The sequence below is a fragment of the Bradyrhizobium sediminis genome, from assembly GCF_018736085.1.
Classification (GTDB): Bacteria; Pseudomonadota; Alphaproteobacteria; order Rhizobiales; family Xanthobacteraceae; genus Bradyrhizobium; species Bradyrhizobium sediminis.
Genome location: NZ_CP076134.1, coordinates 3,132,026 through 3,153,746 on the forward strand (window position 1 = coordinate 3,132,026; position 21,721 = coordinate 3,153,746).

Genomic DNA, 21,721 nt, shown 5'->3' on the forward strand with positions numbered 1-21,721 from the left:
GCCAGGCGCATCGCCCCGCCCTTTGGCTATGTCGCCTGGAAGCGGAAAAGGGTTCGGAAAGGGCTTGGCCGGGCAGCGGATTTTTCATATTGGCAGTGCTATTGATACTCGGACGGTCCCATAGCTCAACTGGATAGAGTAACGGATTTCTACTCCGTGGGTTGCAGGTTCGAATCCTGCTGGGATCGCCAGTTACGCCTTCGTTTTCAATCCCGCCGTTCGATTGGACGACGCTTTCAAATATTCCGGACCGCCACCGCAAATTGGCCTGCCTGCTCAGCATTGGCGTTCGCCTGAACATTCGTGAACCGACCCCGGAAATAACAGGCCTGCAAAACGATATGAGAAGGTCGAGCTTCACCTTCTCGGCCTGCGACGCCGCGATCATAAATTAACCATGTCGCCCCCCGCGACCTTCAAGAATATCGCTTCACCGCATTGTTCGGATGAACGCGGGGTGAATTTGCAGAAAACGGAGGTCGGCGGCGGCGGCTTGGCCAAACTCTGCAAGTTCGTGCTAGATTTTGATGAATTTTGGGATGGCAGGACATGAAGCACGAGACCGGGCTCGGCTCGAAGCCGGACAAGAAGGCCATCGCCAACGCCATCCAGCGCTATCTGGACGCCAACGGACTGGCGCGGAAGGACCTCATTCGCGAACACCTGTCGAAATCATCGATCGAGAAGCTGTTTCAGGGCGATTTCACCGAGCGCACCCTGAACAAGGTCGAGGGCCTTCTGAAAACCAGCTTTCAAAGGCCGCCCGCGGTCAAGGACACCGCCGCGAAATCGGTCGGCGGCTATGTCTTCGATGCCGTCGAATATCTGCAAGGCGACTATCTCTGCGTTCGCCCGATGTTCGCCAACCCCGCCAACTTCAATGCCTATCTGATTACGATCGCCTGGAACGACGAGCAGAATTGCCTCGTCTTCGAGGAGAAATCGCGCTTCGACGGCAAATACAGGCAGCAGGGCACGGTCTATATTCCGTTCGGCACCGCGTTCATGAATCTCGTGAGTTCGAGCGCGGGCAACGTCCGGACCATCCTGCTGTCGCTGCCGGATTCCGAAGACATGATGCGCGGCATCATCTCGACGCTCTCCAACCCCAAGGGCTCGATCTACATTCCCGTTGCCGCCCCGATCGTGCTGCGCAAATTGCAACCTGGGGAAACGCCGGAGCTCGGCGTGATCTCGCGGGACAACAGCCGCTATGGCGAATACCAGTCCTGGCTGGCGACCGTGCTGACCGAGGAATTCGGAATCTTCGCCGTTCCGCAGCCGTCCACGCCACGGAAGAGCAAGCGCGCCGTCAAACGCTGATAGCGACTGCGCTGCACGAAATTCGCCAAGGCGAAGCCTTGCGCCACCAATGAAAAGGCCCCGAATCGCTCCGGGGCCTTTTGCCTATCATCAAGCCCTCGCGGGCGATTTTGCGACGCGTCAGTAGCCGCAGGAGAAGCAGCGCGGCGGCGTCGCCACATAATATTCGCGCGCGGGCGCGACCATCTCGACACGCTGGCGGGTGGCGTATTGCGGCGGGGTGCGCTCGTACTGCACGCCTTCAGGCGCTACCATCACGGTCTGCGGCACCATGACGGTCCGGTACTGCGCCGGCGTGCGATGCGCGATGACGGCGCCGGGCGACACCATCACGGTTTCCTCGACGGTGCGGTACTGCGGCGGCATACTGCGGCGGCACGACCTGGCGCTGATAGCAGGTGGCGCAGGGCTGCGGCGGCGGCACATAACAGCCCTGACATTGCGCAGACGCCGCGGTCGGAAGCGCGACTCCCGCAACGGCCGAAGCGATCAGTGCTGCATATAGGCGTGACATGGTCATTGGGTGCCTTCCCCGCGTGGCTTGAAAAAAATGCTGATCGGCAAAGTGTTTTGCGGCTTCGATCGTCGACGAGAGAGGCAAATTTCCCTTTAAGGGAAATCATTAACAAAATGCTTCCGGAAGGTTTATTCCCGGAACAGGCGGCCATTGCCGGATTGAACAGCGCGAACTGGCCCTGCCCTCGGGAAATGCCCATACTGGACCAAGCACTACGCACCCCAAGAACCCGATCGTTGGAACCCGATGCCCCGCTCAGCTCCTCGCGTTCGATTCACCTTCGCGGTTTGCGCCGCGCTCGTGTGCAGCCCTGCCGGCGTGACCGCGCAGTCTCCGCTCCACACCCAACCCGGTCAAAAGGAAAAGCAGAAGCTCGCCGAACAGATCGCCGCCGAGGGCCTCAACTGCCCCAGGGTCGGCGTGGTCGACGATGCCGGCAAGGACGACCGCGGCACGATGATCCGCATCCACTGCCGCTCCCTGAACGGCTCTGCCAGTTGGGACGTCCGCGGCATCGCTGCCAAGGGCGCCGCCGGCCTTCGTTTCGAGGCCTGGTGAAGCTCCTCAATAGCGCGCATTGTTTCGCGCCATTGGACCCGAACGGCGGCGATCCAAATCCTGCTATAGTCGGCGGAGGCCAGCCGGACACGCCAACATGAAGAACGGGCTCTACTCGGTTCACATCCAGATGGGCGACGGCGTCAAGGGGCGGGCCAGCGGGGTGATCGTGCTTCGCGACGGCCGGATCTATGGCGGCGATCCCTATTTCTGGTCGGTAGGCTCCTACACGGTCAGGGACGGTACCTGGAAGGGCGATCTCGTCACCAACCAGCACACACCCTACCGCGACCCCACCGCGCGGCCGGTCTTCGGCGGCCGCGAGGTCACGACCGGTTTTTCCGGAACCTGGCGCGACGATACTTCCGAGGTGTTCGGCACCTCGCTGGTGGGCACAAGGAGCATCAGTTTTCACGCGACACTGCGCCGGTTGACCGACTGACGCCGTTCGAGTCGGGACAGCATCGTTGCCGAAACGGACAGGCGGGATCACGCGTTTAGAATCCGGGATAACTTTCGCCATCGCGTGTCCGTAGCGGGTGAAGTTGTCGTATTTTTGTAGCTCGTGATCTGTCGCCTTCGTTATTGAGTTTCGGAGGAGCCGGAAGGCGTGGACGGTTCCGCCGGTTTGGTCATGCCATGGATATTGGTGGCAGGTTAGCCCCTCGGGTTGGTTTCTTTGTTTGACTTGAAGCCCGTTTCTCCGCCCCGACCCGCGCTATCTCGACGGCGGCGCGCGCAGGAGCGGTCAAGGACGCGCACTTGCGCGCCCGTAAGGGCTTGTCCTTGACGGCTCCGAGCACGCTGCCAGGCTGAGGCGCGTCGGGGCTGATCTGCTGTCCATCGGCGGCAAACCTCGCCAATCGGTGCGGGCCAAGGAACACGCCCACGGTGCCATCGGGATACCCGTGAACCCGCACCACGGCCTTGACGAAGTGGGGCCTGAGCCGGCTCTCCGGCAACTGCAGCCGCCGGCCGCTCCATGCGATCGTGTTGTCGTTGGCGACGGTTCGCTCTTCGATCACGCACAGCGCTTCGCGCCAGGCCTCGTGCCGGTCGGCTACGAACGCCGTGCCTTGCTGTTCGGCCACGATCGCAAACGCCGCATTATGCTCGGCGATGTAATGCGCCTTCAACCACGCATTGGCGGCCTCGACCGTCCTGATCCCGGCGAGCCGCAGATCCTTCGGCAGCCGGCCCTGCAGCGTGCCGAACACCCGCTCTGAACGCCCGCGCGCCTGCGGCGAATAGGCCGCGATATGCTCGATCCCAAGATGCGATAAAGCCCGTCCCACCTGGGTTTGTTGCGTCTTCGAGACCTTCGCGCCGGCCTTCGGGGTGTAGAAGTAATGGCTGCCGCGATCGGTGTAGAGCGCGCAGAACAGACCACGCTCGCCAATCACCTCGCCCAAGGCCCGGAACGTCGACGCCGTCCCTTCTTCCTCGACCAGCAGCATCGAGTAGATCTCGCTCGTCGCATCGTCCATCGTGACGATCAGGTCCATCGCCGGCAGACCTTCGATCCAGACGTGGCGCGACCCGTCCTGGTGAAGCAGCATGCCCCGAAGCGGCCGGCGCGGACGCTTCTTGCGGTGCGCCGAACGCTTCGGCGCCTTCTGCACCAAGCCCGCAGCATGCAAGGCCAGCTTCGTCACCGTGTAGCCCAGCACATAGCCATGTCGCTTTTGCAGCTGCTCGTGGAAGTGCTTCACCGTGAAATCGGCGTACTTGTCCCGGAACAGCCCCAGCATCCGCTCCAGCTCTTCCTCCGGCGCACGCCTCGGTGATCGCCGGCCCATGCGCCGGTCGACCAGCCCGTCATCGCCCTCCGCCTCAAAGCGTTCCGCCCAACGTTGGAACGTCCGCACGTTGATCCCCAGAAGCTCAGACGCCGCCTCCTGCGTCAGCTCCTTCGCCTCAGTCCGATCCAGCAAACTCGAAAACCGCATCCGTCGTACACCCTCGTGAATGGATGCCGTGCCCATCGTGCCCCCTTTGTTCCGGGGCACCAAAAACACGACACTTCACGAGCTACAAACAGGCGACAGATCACGAGCTACTGACAAACTTTCGCCATCGCGTTGCGCCCGCGCACGGGTTGAGAAACACTGTCCCTCGGGGACGGGCGTACGGGGGCGTACCATGAGCAAGCAGGACGCGGGCTACGACTACAATCGCTACAGGATATTGCTGGCCGAAGCGGTCGACGAAACCAAGCGGCTGGAGCTGATCGAGCTCATGATCAGGGAGAAGGCCCGCGACAGGCTGGAGGCGCAGCGCACCTCCGATCGGGTTGCCATGACGGCGGCGACCGTATCCAGGATCCTCGGACCGATCGCCGGAAGCCGCCGCGACAGTTTCAAGTTCGATTAGGCGCCGTGCAAGCCGCTGACGCCGCACCATGGCGGCAAAGCGGCGCTCGCCATCATTTTTCCGTCGCATGCATCAGGACCGAGCCGACCAGAGCGACCAGCGCCAGGGCCAACAGGCAATATTGCAATACCGCAAGCGCCTGTCTCGGCGCCTCGGTCGCGCTCGTCATCTCGTAAATGAGCCAGCCGGAAGTCACGGCACTCATCAGCATCACCTTCGGCCATTTGCTCTGCATGGAAGCACCCCCAGCGTTGTTCCCGCCCTTTGACGCTGGTATTTTGCCCCGGGTTCACCTAGTAAGCGCGAAAGCGATTATCCCCGGTCTCACAATCGACAAGGCCCGTTTAATGAGTGGATTCAAGGAACCTAGCTTTGCGGACCGTCAAAAGGCGGCGCAGCAGGCAAGGAAGGACATTTTGAACAAGTTCCGCGCCCAGCCGGGGCCGGACGATCCGGAGGTTGCCAAGCGGCGGGCCGAGCGCGAGGCGCAGGCCGCGGAGCGGGCCAAGGCCAAGGAGGCGCGCGAAGCCGCCAAGGCCGAGCAAAAGGCGCGCGAGGCTCAGGCCGCCGCCGAGGCCGCGGCGCAGCTCGCACGCGAAAAGGAAGAGGCGATCGCCCGCGAAGCCGCGCTCGAGGCGGAACGCAAGGCCGCGCGCGACGCGCGTTATGCCGCCCGCAAGACCAAGGGCAAGAAGCGGTAGCGTTCGGGTCGATCGGAAGCATCACAGGCCCGCCGATCGAGGCGAGCCTGCGTAATGCGGAAGCGGCGAGGCTTACTTCTTCATTCCATCGTCTTTCTTCATGCCATCTTTGGACATGGCGTCCTTCTTCATGCCGTCCTTCGCCATGGCGTCGTCCTTCTTCATGCCGTCCTTGGACATGGTGTCCTTCTTCATGGCGTCGTCCTTGCCCATCTTGTCCTGGGCGAAGGCGGCGGGCGCCAGCGCCAGGCTGAGTGAGATGGCGGCGGCCGAAATTCCGAGTGCGATGCGGGTGCTGATGGTCATTGGCTGGTCTTTCCTTTGAAACCGTTTTGAAAGCGACTGATGCCGCTATGGTTCAGGACGGACCCGCGATGGTCTTTGTTACCTGCCGATCGAAAAATTTTCGGCCTGAGGCTTTTAGCGCCGGCTGCGGGGTTCAGGAAAAGAACCCTCAATTTCCGTCAAATCTGCCCGCGAGTGTGCGCCGCAACAGAATCAAGCCCGGCCTCCATCTATCAGGCTGCAGAAGAATCCGGCATATGTCGTGAACGCCGGGCCGGCTCCAAGGAGAACGCCATGCTGACACGCCGCCAAGCCCTCATGGCTGCGGTTGCTGCGCCCGCGATCTTGCGTTTCGGGGCCGGAACGGCGCAGGCCGCAACCACGCTGAAAATCTCGCACCAGTTTCCCGGTGGCACCATCGACAACGGTGATTTCCGCGACCGGCTCTGCCGGATGTTCGCGGCCGAAGTCGCAAAGCGCAGCGGCGGCGAGATCGCAGCCGTGGTCTATCCGAACTCCTCGCTGATGAAGACCCACGCGCAATTCTCGGCGATGCGCAAAGGCGCCCTCGACATCAGCCTGTATCCCCTGCCCTATGCCGGTAGCGAATTGCCGGAGACCAATATCGGCCTGATGCCGGGACTGGTCTCGACCTACGATCAGGGCCTGCGCTGGAAGGGCCAGCCGGTCGGCAAGGCGCTGACGGACTTCTTGGCCGACAAGAGCATCATCATCCTGACCTGGGTGTGGCAGGCCGGCGGCGTCGCCAGCCGCTCCAGGCCGATGATAGCACCCGAGGACGCCAAGGGCCTCAAGGTCCGCGGCGGTTCGCGCGAGATGGATATGGTGCTACAGACCGCGGGTGCCGCGGTGCTGTCGGTGCCCTCGAATGAACTCTATGCGGCGATGCAGACCGGCGCCTGCGACGCCGGCATCACTTCTTCCACCAGCCTGATCTCGTTCCGTCTCGAGGAGGTCGCAAAAAGCCTGACTTCGGGCGCTGACGCTTCCTACTGGTTCATGATGGAGCCGCTTTTGATGTCGAAGACGATTTTCGACAAATTGCCGAAGAACCAGCAGGACATCATCGTTGCGGTGGGGGCCGAACTTGAAGGCTTCGGCAAGAAGGGCGCGCAGGACGACGATATCGAAGTCGCCAAGGTCTATGAAAAGGCCGGCGCCAAGGTCAGCAAGCTCGACAAGGCCACCGTGGGCAAGTGGCGCGACATTGCGCGCGATACTGCATGGCGGGACTATAGTGCCCGGACGGCGACCTCGGCCAACCTGCTGAAGCTCGCGATCGACGTCTCCGTGTGATGCCCCTTTACAAAAATCGCGAAAACAACCCCATGCAAAGTAAGCTCGGAAAATGTTCCGATTTCATGTTGCAGGGCCATTCCTGGGCCGTAGGAAAGGCGCAGAAGCCTCGCCGCTTCTAGATGAGTCGCACTCCTCACCATCCGGGATCAGCTACCCCACCCGCCCCTTCGCATTCATCGCCGCCGCCACGCGGCTCGCCGGCGGGCGGCCGATTAGCCGGCTGATCTCGTTGGTGGCCGCCACCAGTTTCGCCATGTCGACCCCGGTCGCAATGCCCATACCTTCCAGCATGTAGACCACGTCCTCGGTGGCCACGTTGCCGGTGGCGCCGGGCGCATAGGGACAGCCGCCGAGGCCGCCCGCCGCGGAATCAATCACGCGACAGCCCTCCTCCATTCCCGCATAGAGATTGGCCAGCGCCTGGCCGTAGGTGTCGTGAAAATGCATCGCCAGGTTCGCCATCGGCACGCTGCCGGCCACCGCGCGCAGCAGTTGCCGCGCCTTCAGCGGCGTGCCGACACCGATGGTGTCGCCGAGCGAGACCTCATAGCAGCCGAGATCCCACAGCGTCCGCGCGACGTCGACCACGGCCTGCGGCCTGACCTCACCGTCAAAGGGACAGCCGAGCACGCAGGAGATATAGCCGCGCACCCTGACGCCGTCGGCCTTGGCACGAGCCACCACCGGCTTGAAGCGCTCGATCGACTCGGCGATTGAGCAATTGATATTGGCGCGTGAAAAGCCTTCGGAAGCCGAGGCAAATACCGCGATCACCCGGGCGCCCGACGCGCGCGCGGCCTCGTAGCCCTTTTCGTTCGGCACCAGCACGTGGAATTCGTTGCCAACATGATCGATAACGCCGCGCAGCACCTGATCTGAACCAACCATCTGCGGAATCGCCTTCGGCGACACGAAGGCCCCGACCTCGATGGTGTGCAGCCCGGCGCTGATCAGCGCCTCGATGAAGGCGATGCGGTCCTCGACGCTGACGGGCGTCTTCTCGTTCTGCAGGCCGTCACGGGGGCCCACTTCGACGATGCGGACGGAATCGCTCATGGTGATCTCGCGAAGCTGTTCACGAAGCTGCCGGCTCGACCTCGGCAAGTTCGACGCCCTCGCCGACGATATCGCCGACCTTGCACTTGATCGCCTTCAATACGCCCGCAAACGGGGCACGCAGGGTCTGCTCCATCTTCATCACTTCGAGCGTCAGAATCGGCGCGCCCTTCTCCAGGCTGGCGCCGACTTCCGCCAGCAGCGCCACCACGGTGCCCGGCAAGGGCGCCACGATCTTGTCCTCGCCGACCTGCTCTTCGGTCTCACCGCCGAACGGATCGACCCAATGCAGATCGAAGCAGCCGTTGCGGGTGCGCAGATAGAGTTCATGGCCTTCGATCACGGCGAACACGTGGGATTTGATGCCGTGCAGCCTGAACTCGAAACCGCCGGCAGCATCGGGCGAGGTGGTGAAGGCCAGTTCGCGTTCGCCGATCGACAGCGTCGCGGGGCCGTTGCCGTAGGTCAGGGTGACCTTATGTTCGGCCCCCTGCCCGTGCCGGAACGTAAACACCCGCTGCCGCCGGCCGACCGGCATCCAGCCCGACGTTCGCCACGGTGAATGCACCTCGGCGCCCGCGGCTTTCACTTCCTCGGCCAGGATCGTCACAACAGCCGCGCCGAGTTCGAGATCGTGCGGCGCCGGAGCCGCCGGCGTCAGGTTCTTCAGCTCGCGCTCGATGAATCCGGTGTCGATGGTATTGGCGCGCACGTCAGGGTGCGTCACCAGCGCCGACAGGAAGGGAATGTTGCTGACGATGCCGCGAACGTCGGTCTCCCCGAGGCCGCGGTTGAGCCGTTCGATCGCCTCGTCGCGGGTCGGCGCCCATGCGATCACCTTGGCCAGCATCGCGTCGTAATGCGGCGACACCGCGTCGCCCGCGCGATAGCCGGCGTCGATCCGCAGGCCGATGGTTTCCGCCGGCGTCCGCCAAGTCCTGATGCGGCCGACCGAGGGCATGAAGTTCTTGTGCGGGTTTTCGGCATAGACCCGCGCCTCGATGGCGTGGCCGTTGAGCGTGATCTGGTCCTGCGTCAGCGGCAGCTTCTCGCCGAACGCCACCCGCAGCTGCCATTCCACGAGATCGATGCCGGTGATCAGCTCGGTCACGGGATGTTCGACCTGCAGCCGCGTGTTCATCTCGATGAAGAACACGTCCTTGCCGTCGGACACGAATTCGATGGTGCCGGCGCCGACATAATTCACCGCTGCCGCAGCCTTGCGCGCGGCGGCGCACACCGTCTCGCGCTGGGTCGCATCCAGCGTCGGCGAAGGGGCTTCCTCGACCACCTTCTGATGCCGCCGCTGCAGCGTGCATTCGCGCTCGAACAACGACAAGAGATTGCCGTGGCTGTCGCCGACGATCTGCACCTCGATGTGGCGCGGATTTTGGACGAATTTCTCGATCAGCATGCGGTCGTCGCCGAACGCGGCCTTGGCCTCGCGCTTGGCGCTGACGATCGAAGCGGCCAGCTCAGCGGCCGAACGCACGATGCGCATGCCGCGGCCGCCGCCGCCGGCGGAGGCCTTGACCAGCACCGGAAAGCCGATCTTGTCGGCCGCCTGTGCCAGTGTCGCCTCGTCCTGGGCGTCGCCGTGATAGCCGGGCACCAGTGGCACACCAGCCTGCTCCATCAGCAGCTTCGAGCCGGATTTCGAACCCATCATCCGGATCATCGCGGCGGTCGGACCGACGAACACCAGTCCGGCGTCGAGGCAGGCTTGCGCGAATTCGGCGCTCTCCGACAAAAAGCCGTAGCCCGGATGCACGGCTTCGGCGCCGGTCTTGCGCGCCACCTCGATGACGCGTTCGATATTGAGATAACTGTCGCGGGCACGCGCCGGTCCGAGCAGCACGGCTTCATCGGCCATGGCAACATGCATAGCCTCGGCGTCGGCCTCCGAATAGACCGCGACCGTGCGCAGTCCCATCGCTTGCGCGGAGCGGATCACGCGGCAGGCGATCTCGCCGCGGTTGGCGATCAGCAGGGTGTGAAATCGCCGGTACTGCGCTTGCGATTTCATCGTCACATCCTGAACAGGCCGAAGCGCGTCGGCTCGATCGGCGCATTCGCCGCCGCCGACAGGCCGAGGCCGAGCACCAGCCTCGTATCGGCCGGATCGATCACGCCGTCATCCCAGATCCGGGCGGTGGCGTAATAGGGACTGCCCTGGCTTTCATACTGGTCGCGGATCGGCTTGCGGAACTTGTCTTCCTCTTCAGTCGACCACGTATCGCCCTTGGCCTCGATGTTGTCGCGCCGGACTTGACTCAACACCATGGATGCCTGTTCGCCGCCCATCACGGAGATGCGGGCGTTGGGCCACATCCAGAGGAAACGCGGGCTGTAGGCGCGGCCGCACATGCCGTAATTGCCGGCGCCGTAGGAGCCGCCGATCACGACGGTGAATTTCGGCACGCCGGCGGTGGCCACCGCCGTCACCAGCTTGGCACCGTCGCGCGCGATGCCGCCGGCCTCGTATTTCTTGCCGACCATGAAACCGGTGATGTTCTGCAGGAACACCAGCGGTATATTGCGCTGGCAACACAGCTCGATGAAATGCGCGCCCTTCAGGGAACTCTCGCTGAACAGGATGCCGTTGTTGGCGATGATGCCGACCGGATAGCCCCAGATATGGGCGAAGCCGCAGATCAGGGTCTGGCCGTACAGCTTCTTGAATTCGTCGAATTCCGATCCGTCGACCAGCCGCGCGATGATGTCGTGCACGTCGAACGGCTTGCGGCCGTCGGCGGAGACAACGCCATAGATTTCCTCCTGCGCAAACAGCGGCTCGCGCGGCGCGCGCATGTTCAGATTGGCGCGCGTGGGCTGCTTCAGCGTGGCGACGATGCGCCGGGCAATGCCGATGGCGTGACTGTCGTTCTGGGCGTAATGGTCGGTGACCCCTGATTGCCGCGAGTGCACGTCAGCGCCGCCGAGTTCTTCCGCCGTCACCACCTCACCGGTCGCCGCCTTCACCAGCGGCGGACCGCCGAGAAAGATCGTGCCCTGGTTGCGCACGATGATGCTCTCGTCCGACATCGCCGGAACATAGGCGCCGCCGGCGGTGCAGGAGCCCATCACGATGGCGATCTGCGGGATGCCTTGCGCCGACATCTGCCCCTGGTTGTAGAAGATGCGGCCGAAATGCCGCTCGTCCGGAAAAATCTCGTCCTGCATCGGCAGGAAGGCGCCGCCGGAATCGACCATGTAGACGCAGGGCAGGTTGTTCTGCCGCGCGATATCCTGGGCGCGCAGATGCTTCTTCACCGTCATCGGATAATAGGTGCCGCCCTTGATGGTCGCGTCGTTGGCGACCACGACGCATTCGCGCCCCGATATCCGCCCCACGCCGGTGATGACACTCGCCGAATGCACGTCGCCGCCATAGAGGCCGTGCGCCGCCAGCGGCGACAATTCGAGAAACGCCGTGCCGGGGTCGATCAGGAGATCGACGCGCTCGCGCGCCAGCATCTTGCCGCGCGAGGTATGCCTGTTACGCGAGACTTCGCCGCCACCGCCGGCCACGGAATCGAGCTTTTGACGTAGTTCGGCGACCAGCGCGCGCATCACCTCGGCGTTGCGGGCAAAATCGGACGAGGTGGTGTCGATCGTGGAATGAAGCGGCATGTTTTTCCGCAGTTATGGTGCGCCGCAATCGGGCATCGGGCTTGCGTTAAGATGTCATTGGGTCGCCGTCTGGCGCAACCTCGACTTTGCGAAGAGATTGTGCCCGGGGCGACACTAGCGCTATTAGGTCAAAACGCCCCTCTGAAATGTCTTTTTCCCGACATTCCCTCCGGCAATTTCACGGCCTCGCCAAATGGATGCCGCCCCCTAGTGGGTCCAGGGTTCGCCGCGCCGGAATGCAAAATTGTCGGCATAGGCGGCCTGCCGGCGGGCCGGTTCCTTCGGCTCGATCACCTGGTAGGGGATGCCCTCGCGCTCGCAATAGGCCACGGCGTCTTCCTTGGTGTGGAAGCGAATGGTGAGCTGCTGCTTCATGTCGCCGGACGAGGTCCAGCCCATCAACGGCTCGATCGCCCGCGGCTGCTCGGGCTCGTAATCGAGCTGCCATTCCCTGGTCTTGGCCTTCCCCGATTGCATCGCGTTTTTGGCGGGCTTGGAGATGCGTGCGGTCATGGATGATCGGGCCCCGTTGGATCTGCGGCATGTAAGCGCGTGGTGGAAACGGCCGGGATAGTATAGAGACACCTTTCAGGAATTTGATCGGTGATTCTGACCCCGGATGTTACATTTTCCGGACCGGTATAGTCATTATGCTGCGCTGTGACAATCTTGGCCGGCCGCGCGGCTGAGGCCCCCCTCGCCTGCGGCTCGATATCACCCAAAGCATCGCTTCGAAACGGCACCCATGAAAATCAACGCCACCCTGCCCGAAAAAGGACGCGACCTCCGGCTCGATCTGTTTCGCGGCGTCGCCAACTGGGCGATTTACCTCGACCACATCCCCGACAACGTCGTGAACTGGATCACCACCCGGAATTATGGTTTCAGCGATGCCGCTGATCTGTTCGTCTTCATCTCCGGCTATACCGCCTCCTTTGTTTACGCCCGGATGATGATCGAACGCGGCTTCATCGTCGGCGCCACCCGCCTGACCAAGCGCGTCTGGCAGCTCTACGTCGCCCACGTCTTCCTGTTCGTGATCTACATCGTGGCGATCGGTTACGTTGCGCTGCGTTACAGCGATCCGGAGATCATCAGCGAATTCAACCTCGCGGGCCTCGCCGGCGACCAGGCGATCGAAACGCTTCGCCAGGGCCTGCTGCTCAAGTTCAAGCCCGTCAACCTCGATGTGCTTCCGCTCTACATCGTGCTGATGGGATTGTTTCCGCCGGTGTTGTGGATAATGCTGCGCCAGCCCAATCTGACGATGCTGGCGTCGATCGCGCTGTGGCTCGCCGCCCGGCAGTTCGGCTGGAACCTGCCGGGCTATCCGGCCGGGGTCTGGTACTTCAACCCGTACTGCTGGCAGCTGTTGTTCGTGTTCGGCTCGTGGTGCGCGCTCGGCGGCGCCAGGAAATCGATGGCGATCATCAACGCACCGGCCACGCTCTATTTCTGCATCTTCTACATGATCCTCGCGCTCGTCATGACCATGGCCGCCAAGTTTCCGGATTTCGGCGCGCTGTTCCCGAGCTGGCTCTACGGCGCCTTCAATCCGAACGACAAGACCAACCTTGCGCCTTATCGCTTCCTGCACTTCGTGGTAATCGTGATTTTGGTGATCCGTTTCGTGCCGAAGGACTGGCCGGGCCTGGAATGGAAGGTGTTCGATCCGCTCGTGGTCTGCGGCCAGCAATCGCTCGCCGTGTTCTGCGTCGGCGTCTTCCTGTCCTTCGTCGGGCATTTCGAACTGATGATGAGTTCAGGCTCGCTGTTCGCGCAGATCTTCGTCAGCCTGACCGGGATCGCGATGATGACCTGCGTCGCCTACTACATCTCCTGGTCGAAACGGCAGGACAAGCCGCTGCCCAAACCTGCCGCGGCCAAAATCAGCTGACATCAGGCTGAATTCGCCCCCCGGGGGGCCCCGCGTCGGCGGATCAGGCGGCGCGGCCGGTCATACCGGGCGGGTGCTCGACAGCACCAAGTTTGCCACATCGGTGTAGATGCCGACCAGCGGTCCGACGACCCTGTGCCATGCGTTTTTCGAGACCACGGTGTCGTGCAGTATCAGGTTGTCGATCCCCGTCGTCAGGAAACAGATCATGGCGTCGCGCGGCGTCTCCACGATCGGTTCGCCCTTGACGTTGAATGACGTATTGATCAGCACGGGAACCCCGGTCAGCGCCTCGAACTCCTTCAGCAGGCGGTACAGCACCGGATTGGTCTCCGCGCGGACGGTCTGAACGCGCGCGGTCCCGTCGACATGGACGATCGCCGGAATCCGGTCGCGCCATTCCGGACGAACGCGCTTGGCGATCAGCATGAACGGCGAATCCTCTTCACCTTCGAATATCTCCCTGGCCCGTTCGGCGAGAACGATCGGCGCGAAGGGACGGAACGGCTGGCGGTGCTTGACGCGGCGGTTCAGGATGTCCTTCATGCCGGCCTTGCGCGGGTCGGCCAGCAGGCTGCGATTGCCGAGCGCGCGAGGTCCGAACTCGGAAGCTCCCTGGAACCAGCCGATCACCTTCTGCTCGGCCAGGAGTTTTGCCGTGTCGCGGCAGATATCGTCGCTGCGCACCGCCGAGGTTTGAATGCGCACCAGAAACTTCGCGCCGGCGTTGCTGACGTCCTGATCGGTGTAGCGTCTGCCGACATAGGAATGATCCATCACAAAGGCGCGGCGCCGTTTCAGAATTTCGAGCCAGCCGTAATAGGCGCAGCCGATCGCGATGCCGTCGTCGCCGGCCGCCGGCTGGATCCAGACGTTCTCGAACCCGGCCTCCCGCGCCACGCGGCCATTGGCGACGCAGTTCAGCGCGACACCGCCGGCGATGGTGAGGTTCTTGGCGCCGGTGGATTCGCGCAGCCACCGGGCGCGGGCGAGCAGCACGTTTTCGGTGTCGTCCTGCACCCGCCAGGCAATATCCTCCCAATGCCGCATCGACGGGCTGGTTTCCCATTTCTCGTCGCCGTCCATGACGTAGGGCTGGTTGAATTCCCTGGTCCAGTGCGGGACGTGCAGCTTGCCGTCGGTCAGTTCGAGCAGTTGCCTGACCTGCTCCTTCCGGCCATATGGCGCCAGCCCCATCAGCTCACCGCACTTGTTCCAGTCGCCGAAAATGTAGGTTGAGGCCCGGCTGTAGAGCGCGCCAAGGCCGGGCATGTTGTAGAATTCGTCGCTCAGGAAGCCGCGATCGGGCTCCATCCAGACCTTCTTCAGGCATTCGAGTTTCGAGCCGCTGAACTTGTAATAGCTCTCGGACTCGCGGGCGAGCGGCGTGGCAGTGTCGGTCGGCGGATAGGGCTCCATGACGTCGGATTGATAGCTGCCGACGCCGTCGACGATCATGACAACGCCTTCCTCGAACGGCGATACCGCAAAGGCGCTGTAGGCGTGCGCCAGATGGTGGGAGATCGAGACAACTTTATCGGAATGCGACAGGTACAGCGGATGCTTTGGAGCCCCGGCACGCTCGTGTGGGGGCAGGAAGCCAGGCATGTCCTGATAGACCAGCCGTTCCTCCATTTCCGGGACTGGAAGAATGTAGCAATTGCGGACGACCAGATCGACATCATCAAGCGTGATACCCTCGGCATTCAGGCAATAGTCGATCACCTCCTGGTAGAATCCCGTAGCGTGCTTCTCGCGCGTGATCCGTTCCTTGGCGATCGCGAAGGCAATGGCGCCGTCGCGCAGCAGGCAGGCACTCACATCGTGGTCGTAGGTATTCAGACCGAGAACGTAGGTGTGTTGTTTGGGCATCGATACTCTTTTGAGGTGATCTGGATTTGGGATTTGATCTGGATCAATGTCGGGACGCGAGGGCGAATCTTAGTCTTGAAAAAATTCGCTTTGGCAGGATTGGTGTCCATTTTTGGCGGAATCGGCGCATCGCGTCACGAAGGCGGGGATGGCGCAATGCACAATTTGTTCAAATGCAGTCGGATGTTTGAACCACTTCCCCATCTTCGGCCGACAGACACTGTAACTTGACCTCGCTTGCGCCTCCCAATAGCATCTTGAAAAGTCACAAGAACAACATTTTTCTGATGAACTTATAAGGCTGCCGGAACAGAAGGCAGGTCTCCCAAGTCGGCTGAGACCGGCTGAGAGTTGACGGCGATTGGAATGACCCAGGAGATCCCTAATGGCTAAACGCTACAATATCGTTTCGCGGATCATCGCCGCGGCGGCTTTGGTCTTCGTTTACATGGTCAGCGTCGTCGGCACGTCGGGTCTCTTCCTGGCGGCATCCACTTCGTCGGCGGAAGCCCAGTGGGGCCGCGGTCGAGGCCGCGGCTATTATCGTGGCAGGGGCTATTATCGCGGCAGAGGCTATGGTCGCGGCTATGGCATCTATGTCGCGCCGCCGATCGTGCGCGGTCGCGGCTGCTATTTCAGCCCGCGCTGGGGCCGGGTGATCTGCCCGTATTGATTGATCGCGACTTGAATCGGCGTATTCGCTACGCCTGATCGGAACAGAAAATCAGGAGCGTCGGTCAGCCGGCGCACCTGATTTTTTTTGGATCGGGCTCGACCAGCGTCCAGCGTCTGGCATGAGATAGATCAAAATGCCCCGGGCATCGGCGGGCATAATCGCTTCCTGTGAAATCAGGCCACCTAGCCAGAAAGCGACCCAGCATGTTGAACGATATCGCCGTCCTTCTTCCCGTCGATCGGCCTGCCGGCCCCCTGATCGACTGCGCCGCGGCAGTCGCCGGTCTCTTCGAAGCCCATCTCGACGGCATCGCATGCGCCTATCAGGCATTGAATCCGATGATAGCGTTCGAGGCTTCCGCCGTCGTCATGGCCGCTCAGTACGAAACCGGCGTCGAGCAGGCCGCCGTCGTACTCGACCAGTTCGAGATCGTGACAAGACGCCTCAACATCCCGCATGACGCCAAGAGCACGTTCAACGTTTCCTATGCCGCGACCCGCACCGTGACCGAGCTGTCGCGCCTCTACGATCTGAACATCGTCGGTCAACCCGATAGCTCGAAGCCGAGCCAGACCGATTTCATATCCGAGGCGGTGCTGTTCGGATCCGGACGGCCGATGCTGATGGTGCCCTATATCAACCGGGGCGCCTTCAAGGCAGATCGCGTGCTGATCTGCTGGGATGGTCGCGCGCCGGCGGCGCGGGCGGTCCACAATGCCGCGCCGTTTCTGCGCAAGGCGAAAGCCATCGACGTCGTGACCGTCAACGAGAATGAAGATACCGTCGGCGAAGCGTCATTGGCGGCGTTCATCACCCATCTCGCCCGACGCGACCTGCCCGCAACCCCTCATCGGCTGACGGCAGCCACATCCAATATCCACAACGCGATTCTGTCGCTGGCCGCCGACAACGACACCGATCTGATCGTGATGGGCGGCTACGGGCATTCCAGATTTCGGGAGTTCGTCCTCGGCGGCGCGACGCGCGGCATGTTCGAATCGCTCACCGTCCCGGCGTTGATCTCGCACTAAGTCGGGAGGGCGGCGTGACGTATAAAACGATTATGGTACATCTCGACCTCGAACAATACAGCGAGCCTGCCCTGCGCGTGACCTGCGAGCTGGCCGACCGGTTCAAGTCGAAGGTGATCGGAGTCACGGCCGGCCTTCCCAACGTGCCGATTCATGCCGACGGCATGATCGCGTCGAACGTGCTTGAAGCCGATTACGAACAGCTGAACCAGGCCATCGGCCGCTGCGAGAGTCACTTCCGGTCGGCACTCAAGGACTTCAACGGTGCGCTGGAATGGCGATCGGACGCCGCCTACCCCGTGGATTTTCTCGTGCAGGAAGCCCGGGCCGCGGATCTCCTGGTGGTCGGCCGCGCCGAGAACTACAATCTCCTCGGCCCGAACCATCTGCTCGAGATCGGCGATGCCGTCATGAAGGCAGGCCGGCCTGTATTGGTCGTGCCGCCCCGCAGCACCAGCCTCGCCTTCAATCGCATCCTGATTGCGTGGAAGGATTCCGCCGAGGCGCGGCGGGCGCTTCCGGCGGCGCTTCCGCTGCTCAAGCGAGCCAAGGAACTGATCATCGTCGAGATCACCTCCGACGAGAGCGAACGGGGCGCTGCCAATGAGCGCGTCGCCGACGTGGCGAAATGGCTTCAGCGCCATAACGTCCCGGCGTCGGCACGGGTCGAACCGTCCGCCGGTGCCCCCGGCAGTCAGCTCGAAGCCATCGCGTCCGAAGCGAGGGCCGATATCATCGTCGCCGGCGCTTACGGACATACCCGTCTCCACGAGTGGATATTCGGCGGGGTGACGCGTCACCTCCTACAGCACGGCTCGACCTGCGCGCTCCTGGTCCACTGATCCCGGCAGGACGTCATTGTTCGATTGACTTGAATCAATCGACCGATCCCGCATTGCGGTAATTTTTCTTTAAATGCGCCGCCGGGCTCAAAAATGCCGCATGCGCGCGTATCCATTGAACAATTGGCAGCCGATCGCTGTACAAAACGGATTCGAAAATGCCGCCCCACTTCCACGCGATCGTCTGGATCGACCACGCGCAGGTCAAGGTATTCCATGTCGGACGTACCGGCGATGACGAGATGGTCATGCATCGGCATCTACCCGCCAAGTACCTGCACCACAAGGCCGGCTCGATCGGCAGCGGCCATGCGGCGCCGGACAAGGAATTTCTGACGCAGGTCATGAACGCCGTCAGCGACGCCAGCGAAATCCTGATCATCGGCCCTGCCGGCGCCAAGGCGGAGCTTGCCAAATTCCTCCGCGAGCAACATTCGAAAATCGGCGATCGCATCGTGGCCGTGGAGCCCGCCGATCATCCCAGCGATCGCGAGATCGTCGCCTATGCCAAGAAGCATTTCAAGATCGCTCCCCCGAGGGTAGCGGCGGCAAGCGGGGCGGCCAATGGCTGACCCCGTGCCGCGGTCAGCCGGGGTTTGATTGATCATGGACATGAGGGTTGCGCCAACCGAAACGACGGAAACCGCAACCGGGCCGGCGGCGAACGACCGGCGTCCATTTCCATGGAAACTGCTGATGGCGGTGCTGCTCGCCGCATCGCTGGCGGCTATCGCGTGGTGGATGTCGCGCGGACCGGCCATTACGGTGGTTCGGGTCACCCGCGGCGCCGCCGCTGAAATCGTTTATGCCACCGGCGCGGTCGAGCCCGAGACCTGGTCGCGCTCGACGCCGCTGGTGCGCGGCCGCATCATCGAACGTTGCCGATGCGAGGGAAAAAGCGTCAAGAAGGGCGACGTCCTCGCCCGCCTCGACGACAAGGAGGCGCTGGCTACGCTGAACGACCTGCGCGCGCTGGAGGAATTCCAGCGCCGGGAATTCGACCGCCAGTCGCAATTGCTGGCGCGCGGGGTCGCGACCTCGCAGGCCTATCAGCGCGCCGAAAGCGACCTTGCGCGTATCCATGCGCAGATCGCCGCCCAGACGCAGCGGCTGGAATACTTCAAACTGGTCGCGCCGATGGACGGCACCGTCCTCAAGGAGGACGGCGAAGTCGGCGACATGGTCGACCCCGGCACGATTCTCTACCGCGTCGGCCTGGAAAAGCCGTTATGGGTGGTCGCCGACGTCAACGAGGAGGATATCCCCCGCGTTCGGGTTGGCCAGAAAGCGCTGCTGCGCACCGACGCCTTCGCCAATCAGGTGCTGCCGGGCTTCGTGAAACAGATTACGCCGGCCGGCGACCCCGTCTCCAAGACATTCCGCGTCCGGATCGGCCTGCCCGAAGATACGCCGTTGCGGGTCGGCATGAGCGTCGAAGCCAACATCGTCAGCCGGGAGAAGCGGGATGTCCTGCTGGTCCCCGCCAACGCCGTGGTCAACAACAGCCTGCTGATGATCGAAAACGATCGGGCGCGCCTGCACAAGGTAGAGACCGGCATTCGCGGCACAGGCTTCGTCGAGATCGTCGGCGGCGCCAGCGAGGGTGAACTGGTCGCTTCGCCCGCCACCACCAATATCCAGGACGGGTCGCGGGTCCGGCCGCTGCTCGCCGAGCCGGCCGTGCGGTGAACCTGATCCTGACCATAGCCTGGACCCATGTCCGCCACCGCGCCCGCCAGACGCTGGTGGCGATTGCCGGCGTCATGACCGGCGTCGGATTCTCCGTGATGATGGCGGCAATGATGGAGGGATCGCAGGACGATTTCATCCGGACCCTGGTCGACGCGCTGCCGCATATTTCGATCACCGATGAACTTCGGCAGCCGACGCGGCAACCGGCGGATATCGCCTACGCCGCCGCCGAATTCCACGGCCTGACGCCGGACGTCCGGCGCCCAGGCATCAAGAATCCGATGGCCACCATCGCGTCGCTGCATAGCTGGGTGCCGGGCGCGCTGACGCCGTCGGTACAGTCGAAGGCGGTGCTGCGGTTTGCCGGGCGCAACCTGACCATCTCGATCATCGGCATCGATCCCCGCACCGAGGCCGATGTCTCCAATCTGGCAACCCACATGAAGCAGGGAACGCTGCACTCACTATATCGGTCGTCCAACGCCATCCTGCTCGGCGACCGCCTCGCCAACAAGATCGGCGCGCGGGTCAACTCCAACATCACGCTGGCTTCCGCCGAAGGCGCCACCATGAACGCCACCGTGGTCGGCACCTTCCATACCGGCTTCCGCATGACCGACGAGACCACCGGCTATGTCCTGCTCAAGACCGCGCAGATCCTGGAAAAGCAAACCGGCATCGTCAACGAGATCCGCGTGCGCACCCATGATCCCATGGCGGCCCGCCTGATCTCGGAGCGGATCGGTGAACAGACCGGCTATAAGTCGATCTCCTGGCAGGAGGCGCAGGAGGATCTCTTGTCCGCGATCACGCTGCGCAACGTGCTGATGTATACGATCGTCGGCGCGATCCTCCTGGTCGCGAGTTTCGGCACCTACAACATCATTTCCACCATCACCCATGAGAAGACCCGCGACATCGCCATCCTGAAATCGCTGGGCTTCAGGGACCAAACCATCCGGACCGTCTTCATCGTCGAGGCACTGCTGGTCGGTCTGGTCGGCGCTGTGCTGGGCTGGATCTTCGGCTATCTCCTGACCCGCGGGCTGGCGTCGCTGGAATTCAAGACCCCATTTTCCGACTACAACCACCTGCCGGTGCTCTATTCGGTCAAACACTATCTGCTCGCCACCGGCGTGGCGCTGGTGTCGAGCCTGGTGGCCGGCTATTTCCCGGCCCGATCCGCGGCGCGGCTGCACCCCGTCGACATCATCAGGGGCGCGACATGAGCACGGCGCTGATCGAGGCCCGGGGCGTGACCAAAGTCCTCGGCGGGATCGTCCCGGTCACACTGGTGCAGGACATCGACCTCTCCATCATGCCGCGCGAGTTCATCGCCATCACCGGCCCGTCCGGCTCCGGCAAATCGTCGCTGCTGTATCTCTTGGGGCTGTTGGATATTCCGACATCGGGCGAAGTCCTGATCGACGGCCATTCCACCACCGCAATGACCGAGGACGCGCGCGCGAAAGTGCGGCTCACCCGCCTCGGCTTCGTCTTCCAGTTTCATTTTCTGCTGCCGGAATTCTCGATCACCGAAAATGTCGCATTGCCGATGCGGGCGCTGGGCAAATTGTCGCCGCGCGCCATCACCGCACGCGCCGAGGAACTCCTGGAATCGTTCGGGCTCGGCGATCATCGCCACAAGACCCCGGATCAATTGTCCGGCGGCCAGCGGCAGCGCGTCGCGGTGGCGCGGGCGTTGGCCAACGATCCCCCTGTCATCCTCGCGGATGAACCGACCGGAAGCCTGGATTCGGTCTCCACCACGCAGGTATTCGGCATCCTGCGCGACTTGGTGGCGCTGCGCGGAAAAACCGTGGTCGCCGTCACCCATGATCTCAATCTGGCTGCCCAGATGCACCGCCGGATTCATGTCGTCGACGGCCGGCTGGCGAAGGACGAGGAGGTCGCCGTGTCCGGCGCCCCGTCATAGGTCCGGAAA

22 protein-coding genes, 1 tRNA gene and 1 pseudogene are annotated in these 21,721 nt (G+C 62.8%); 15 read left to right on the forward strand and 9 right to left on the reverse strand.

All coding sequences use genetic code 11. The annotated features are described in order from the left end of the window. The first annotated feature begins 114 nt into the window (after positions 1-114). Together KMZ29_RS15145 and KMZ29_RS15150 are read left to right on the forward strand one after the other, a co-directional pair. Positions 115-191, forward strand: a tRNA-Arg gene (locus tag KMZ29_RS15145). Positions 192-549: 358 nt separating this feature from the next. Beyond that, complete coding sequence (locus KMZ29_RS15150) at positions 550-1,323, forward strand: hypothetical protein (protein WP_215620013.1); 774 nt, start codon at positions 550-552, stop codon at positions 1,321-1,323. Between the two features lie 120 nt (positions 1,324-1,443). Here KMZ29_RS15150 and KMZ29_RS15155 read toward each other — a convergent pair. Next, positions 1,444-1,837: pseudogene (locus KMZ29_RS15155) on the reverse strand (hypothetical protein). A gap of 321 nt (positions 1,838-2,158) precedes the next feature. On the opposite strand from KMZ29_RS15155, the gene KMZ29_RS15160 reads away from it, so the two are divergent. Together KMZ29_RS15160 and KMZ29_RS15165 are read left to right on the forward strand one after the other, a co-directional pair. Then, positions 2,159-2,398: a hypothetical protein gene (locus KMZ29_RS15160; protein ID WP_215620014.1), complete on the forward strand. Its 240-nt coding sequence runs from the start codon at positions 2,159-2,161 to the stop codon at positions 2,396-2,398. A gap of 97 nt (positions 2,399-2,495) precedes the next feature. Continuing rightward, a complete protein-coding gene (locus KMZ29_RS15165; RefSeq protein WP_215620015.1) occupies positions 2,496-2,840 on the forward strand; it encodes a GrlR family regulatory protein in 345 nt (114 codons plus the stop codon). Between the two features lie 190 nt (positions 2,841-3,030). On the opposite strand, the gene KMZ29_RS15170 is transcribed toward KMZ29_RS15165, so the two are convergent. Further along, positions 3,031-4,347: an ISNCY family transposase gene (locus tag KMZ29_RS15170; protein WP_215620016.1), complete on the reverse strand. Its 1,317-nt coding sequence runs from the start codon at positions 4,345-4,347 to the stop codon at positions 3,031-3,033. Positions 4,348-4,540: 193 nt separating this feature from the next. Between KMZ29_RS15170 and KMZ29_RS15175 the strand changes: the two genes are divergently transcribed. Beyond that, positions 4,541-4,771, forward strand: coding sequence for a hypothetical protein (locus KMZ29_RS15175; protein WP_215620017.1), 231 nt, complete (start codon positions 4,541-4,543; stop codon positions 4,769-4,771). Between the two features lie 52 nt (positions 4,772-4,823). On the opposite strand, the gene KMZ29_RS15180 is transcribed toward KMZ29_RS15175, so the two are convergent. After that, positions 4,824-5,006 (reverse strand): hypothetical protein, encoded by a 183-nt coding sequence (locus KMZ29_RS15180; RefSeq protein WP_215624426.1) that lies wholly within the window; start codon positions 5,004-5,006, stop codon positions 4,824-4,826. 112 nt (positions 5,007-5,118) lie between these two features. Here KMZ29_RS15180 and KMZ29_RS15185 point away from each other — a divergent pair, with 112 nt between their 5' ends. Continuing rightward, positions 5,119-5,472, forward strand: a complete 354-nt coding sequence (locus tag KMZ29_RS15185) for a DUF6481 family protein (protein ID WP_215616321.1) — start codon at positions 5,119-5,121, stop codon at positions 5,470-5,472. A 72-nt stretch (positions 5,473-5,544) separates the two neighbouring features. Here KMZ29_RS15185 and KMZ29_RS15190 read toward each other — a convergent pair whose 3' ends face one another. Continuing rightward, positions 5,545-5,778: a pentapeptide MXKDX repeat protein gene (locus KMZ29_RS15190; protein ID WP_215620018.1), complete on the reverse strand. Its 234-nt coding sequence runs from the start codon at positions 5,776-5,778 to the stop codon at positions 5,545-5,547. 273 nt (positions 5,779-6,051) lie between these two features. Between KMZ29_RS15190 and dctP the strand changes: the two genes are divergently transcribed. After that, positions 6,052-7,074, forward strand: a complete 1,023-nt coding sequence (gene dctP / locus KMZ29_RS15195) for a TRAP transporter substrate-binding protein DctP (protein WP_215620019.1) — start codon at positions 6,052-6,054, stop codon at positions 7,072-7,074. 153 nt (positions 7,075-7,227) lie between these two features. Here dctP and KMZ29_RS15200 read toward each other — a convergent pair whose 3' ends face one another. From KMZ29_RS15200 to KMZ29_RS15215, 4 genes are all read right to left on the reverse strand, one after another. Beyond that, complete coding sequence (locus KMZ29_RS15200; RefSeq protein ID WP_215620020.1) at positions 7,228-8,133, reverse strand: hydroxymethylglutaryl-CoA lyase; 906 nt, start codon at positions 8,131-8,133, stop codon at positions 7,228-7,230. Between the two features lie 19 nt (positions 8,134-8,152). Next, on the reverse strand, positions 8,153-10,159 hold the full coding sequence (locus KMZ29_RS15205; RefSeq protein WP_215620021.1) for an acetyl-CoA carboxylase biotin carboxylase subunit: 2,007 nt from the start codon (positions 10,157-10,159) through the stop codon (positions 8,153-8,155). A 2-nt stretch (positions 10,160-10,161) separates the two neighbouring features. After that, entirely contained in the window at positions 10,162-11,766 is a 1,605-nt protein-coding gene (locus KMZ29_RS15210; RefSeq protein WP_215620022.1) for a carboxyl transferase domain-containing protein, read from the reverse strand. A 207-nt stretch (positions 11,767-11,973) separates the two neighbouring features. Then, on the reverse strand, positions 11,974-12,279 hold the full coding sequence (locus KMZ29_RS15215; protein WP_215611774.1) for an ETC complex I subunit: 306 nt from the start codon (positions 12,277-12,279) through the stop codon (positions 11,974-11,976). Positions 12,280-12,511: 232 nt separating this feature from the next. Between KMZ29_RS15215 and KMZ29_RS15220 the strand changes: the two genes are divergently transcribed. After that, positions 12,512-13,663, forward strand: a complete 1,152-nt coding sequence (locus KMZ29_RS15220) for an OpgC domain-containing protein (protein ID WP_215620023.1) — start codon at positions 12,512-12,514, stop codon at positions 13,661-13,663. Positions 13,664-13,723: 60 nt separating this feature from the next. Here the strand turns inward: KMZ29_RS15220 and KMZ29_RS15225 are convergent, their stop codons facing one another. Then, positions 13,724-15,535 carry a carbamoyltransferase family protein gene (locus KMZ29_RS15225; RefSeq protein WP_215620024.1) on the reverse strand — a complete coding sequence of 604 codons (1,812 nt, stop codon included), beginning with the start codon at positions 15,533-15,535 and terminating at the stop codon, positions 13,724-13,726. Positions 15,536-15,920: 385 nt separating this feature from the next. Between KMZ29_RS15225 and KMZ29_RS15230 the strand changes: the two genes are divergently transcribed. The 7 genes from KMZ29_RS15230 to KMZ29_RS15260 all read left to right on the forward strand — a co-directional run bounded on the left by KMZ29_RS15230 (position 15,921) and on the right by KMZ29_RS15260 (position 21,712). Further along, on the forward strand, positions 15,921-16,208 hold the full coding sequence (locus KMZ29_RS15230; protein WP_215611771.1) for a hypothetical protein: 288 nt from the start codon (positions 15,921-15,923) through the stop codon (positions 16,206-16,208). A 206-nt stretch (positions 16,209-16,414) separates the two neighbouring features. Beyond that, complete coding sequence (locus tag KMZ29_RS15235; RefSeq protein ID WP_215620025.1) at positions 16,415-17,242, forward strand: universal stress protein; 828 nt, start codon at positions 16,415-16,417, stop codon at positions 17,240-17,242. Between the two features lie 14 nt (positions 17,243-17,256). Beyond that, positions 17,257-18,084, forward strand: coding sequence for a universal stress protein (locus KMZ29_RS15240; RefSeq protein WP_215620026.1), 828 nt, complete (start codon positions 17,257-17,259; stop codon positions 18,082-18,084). A 158-nt stretch (positions 18,085-18,242) separates the two neighbouring features. Then, positions 18,243-18,656 (forward strand): translational machinery protein, encoded by a 414-nt coding sequence (locus KMZ29_RS15245; RefSeq protein WP_215620027.1) that lies wholly within the window; start codon positions 18,243-18,245, stop codon positions 18,654-18,656. Positions 18,657-18,780: 124 nt separating this feature from the next. Beyond that, the gene (locus tag KMZ29_RS15250) at positions 18,781-19,773 is read left to right on the forward strand and encodes an efflux RND transporter periplasmic adaptor subunit (protein ID WP_249779698.1); all 993 of its coding nucleotides are present in this window, start codon (positions 18,781-18,783) and stop codon (positions 19,771-19,773) included. Beyond that, the gene (locus tag KMZ29_RS15255; protein WP_215620029.1) at positions 19,770-21,005 is read left to right on the forward strand and encodes an ABC transporter permease; all 1,236 of its coding nucleotides are present in this window, start codon (positions 19,770-19,772) and stop codon (positions 21,003-21,005) included. The genes KMZ29_RS15250 and KMZ29_RS15255 overlap by 4 nt, the downstream gene beginning before the upstream one ends. Continuing rightward, a complete protein-coding gene (locus KMZ29_RS15260; protein WP_215620030.1) occupies positions 21,002-21,712 on the forward strand; it encodes an ABC transporter ATP-binding protein in 711 nt (236 codons plus the stop codon). The genes KMZ29_RS15255 and KMZ29_RS15260 overlap by 4 nt, the downstream gene beginning before the upstream one ends. Positions 21,713-21,721: the final 9 nt, after the last annotated feature.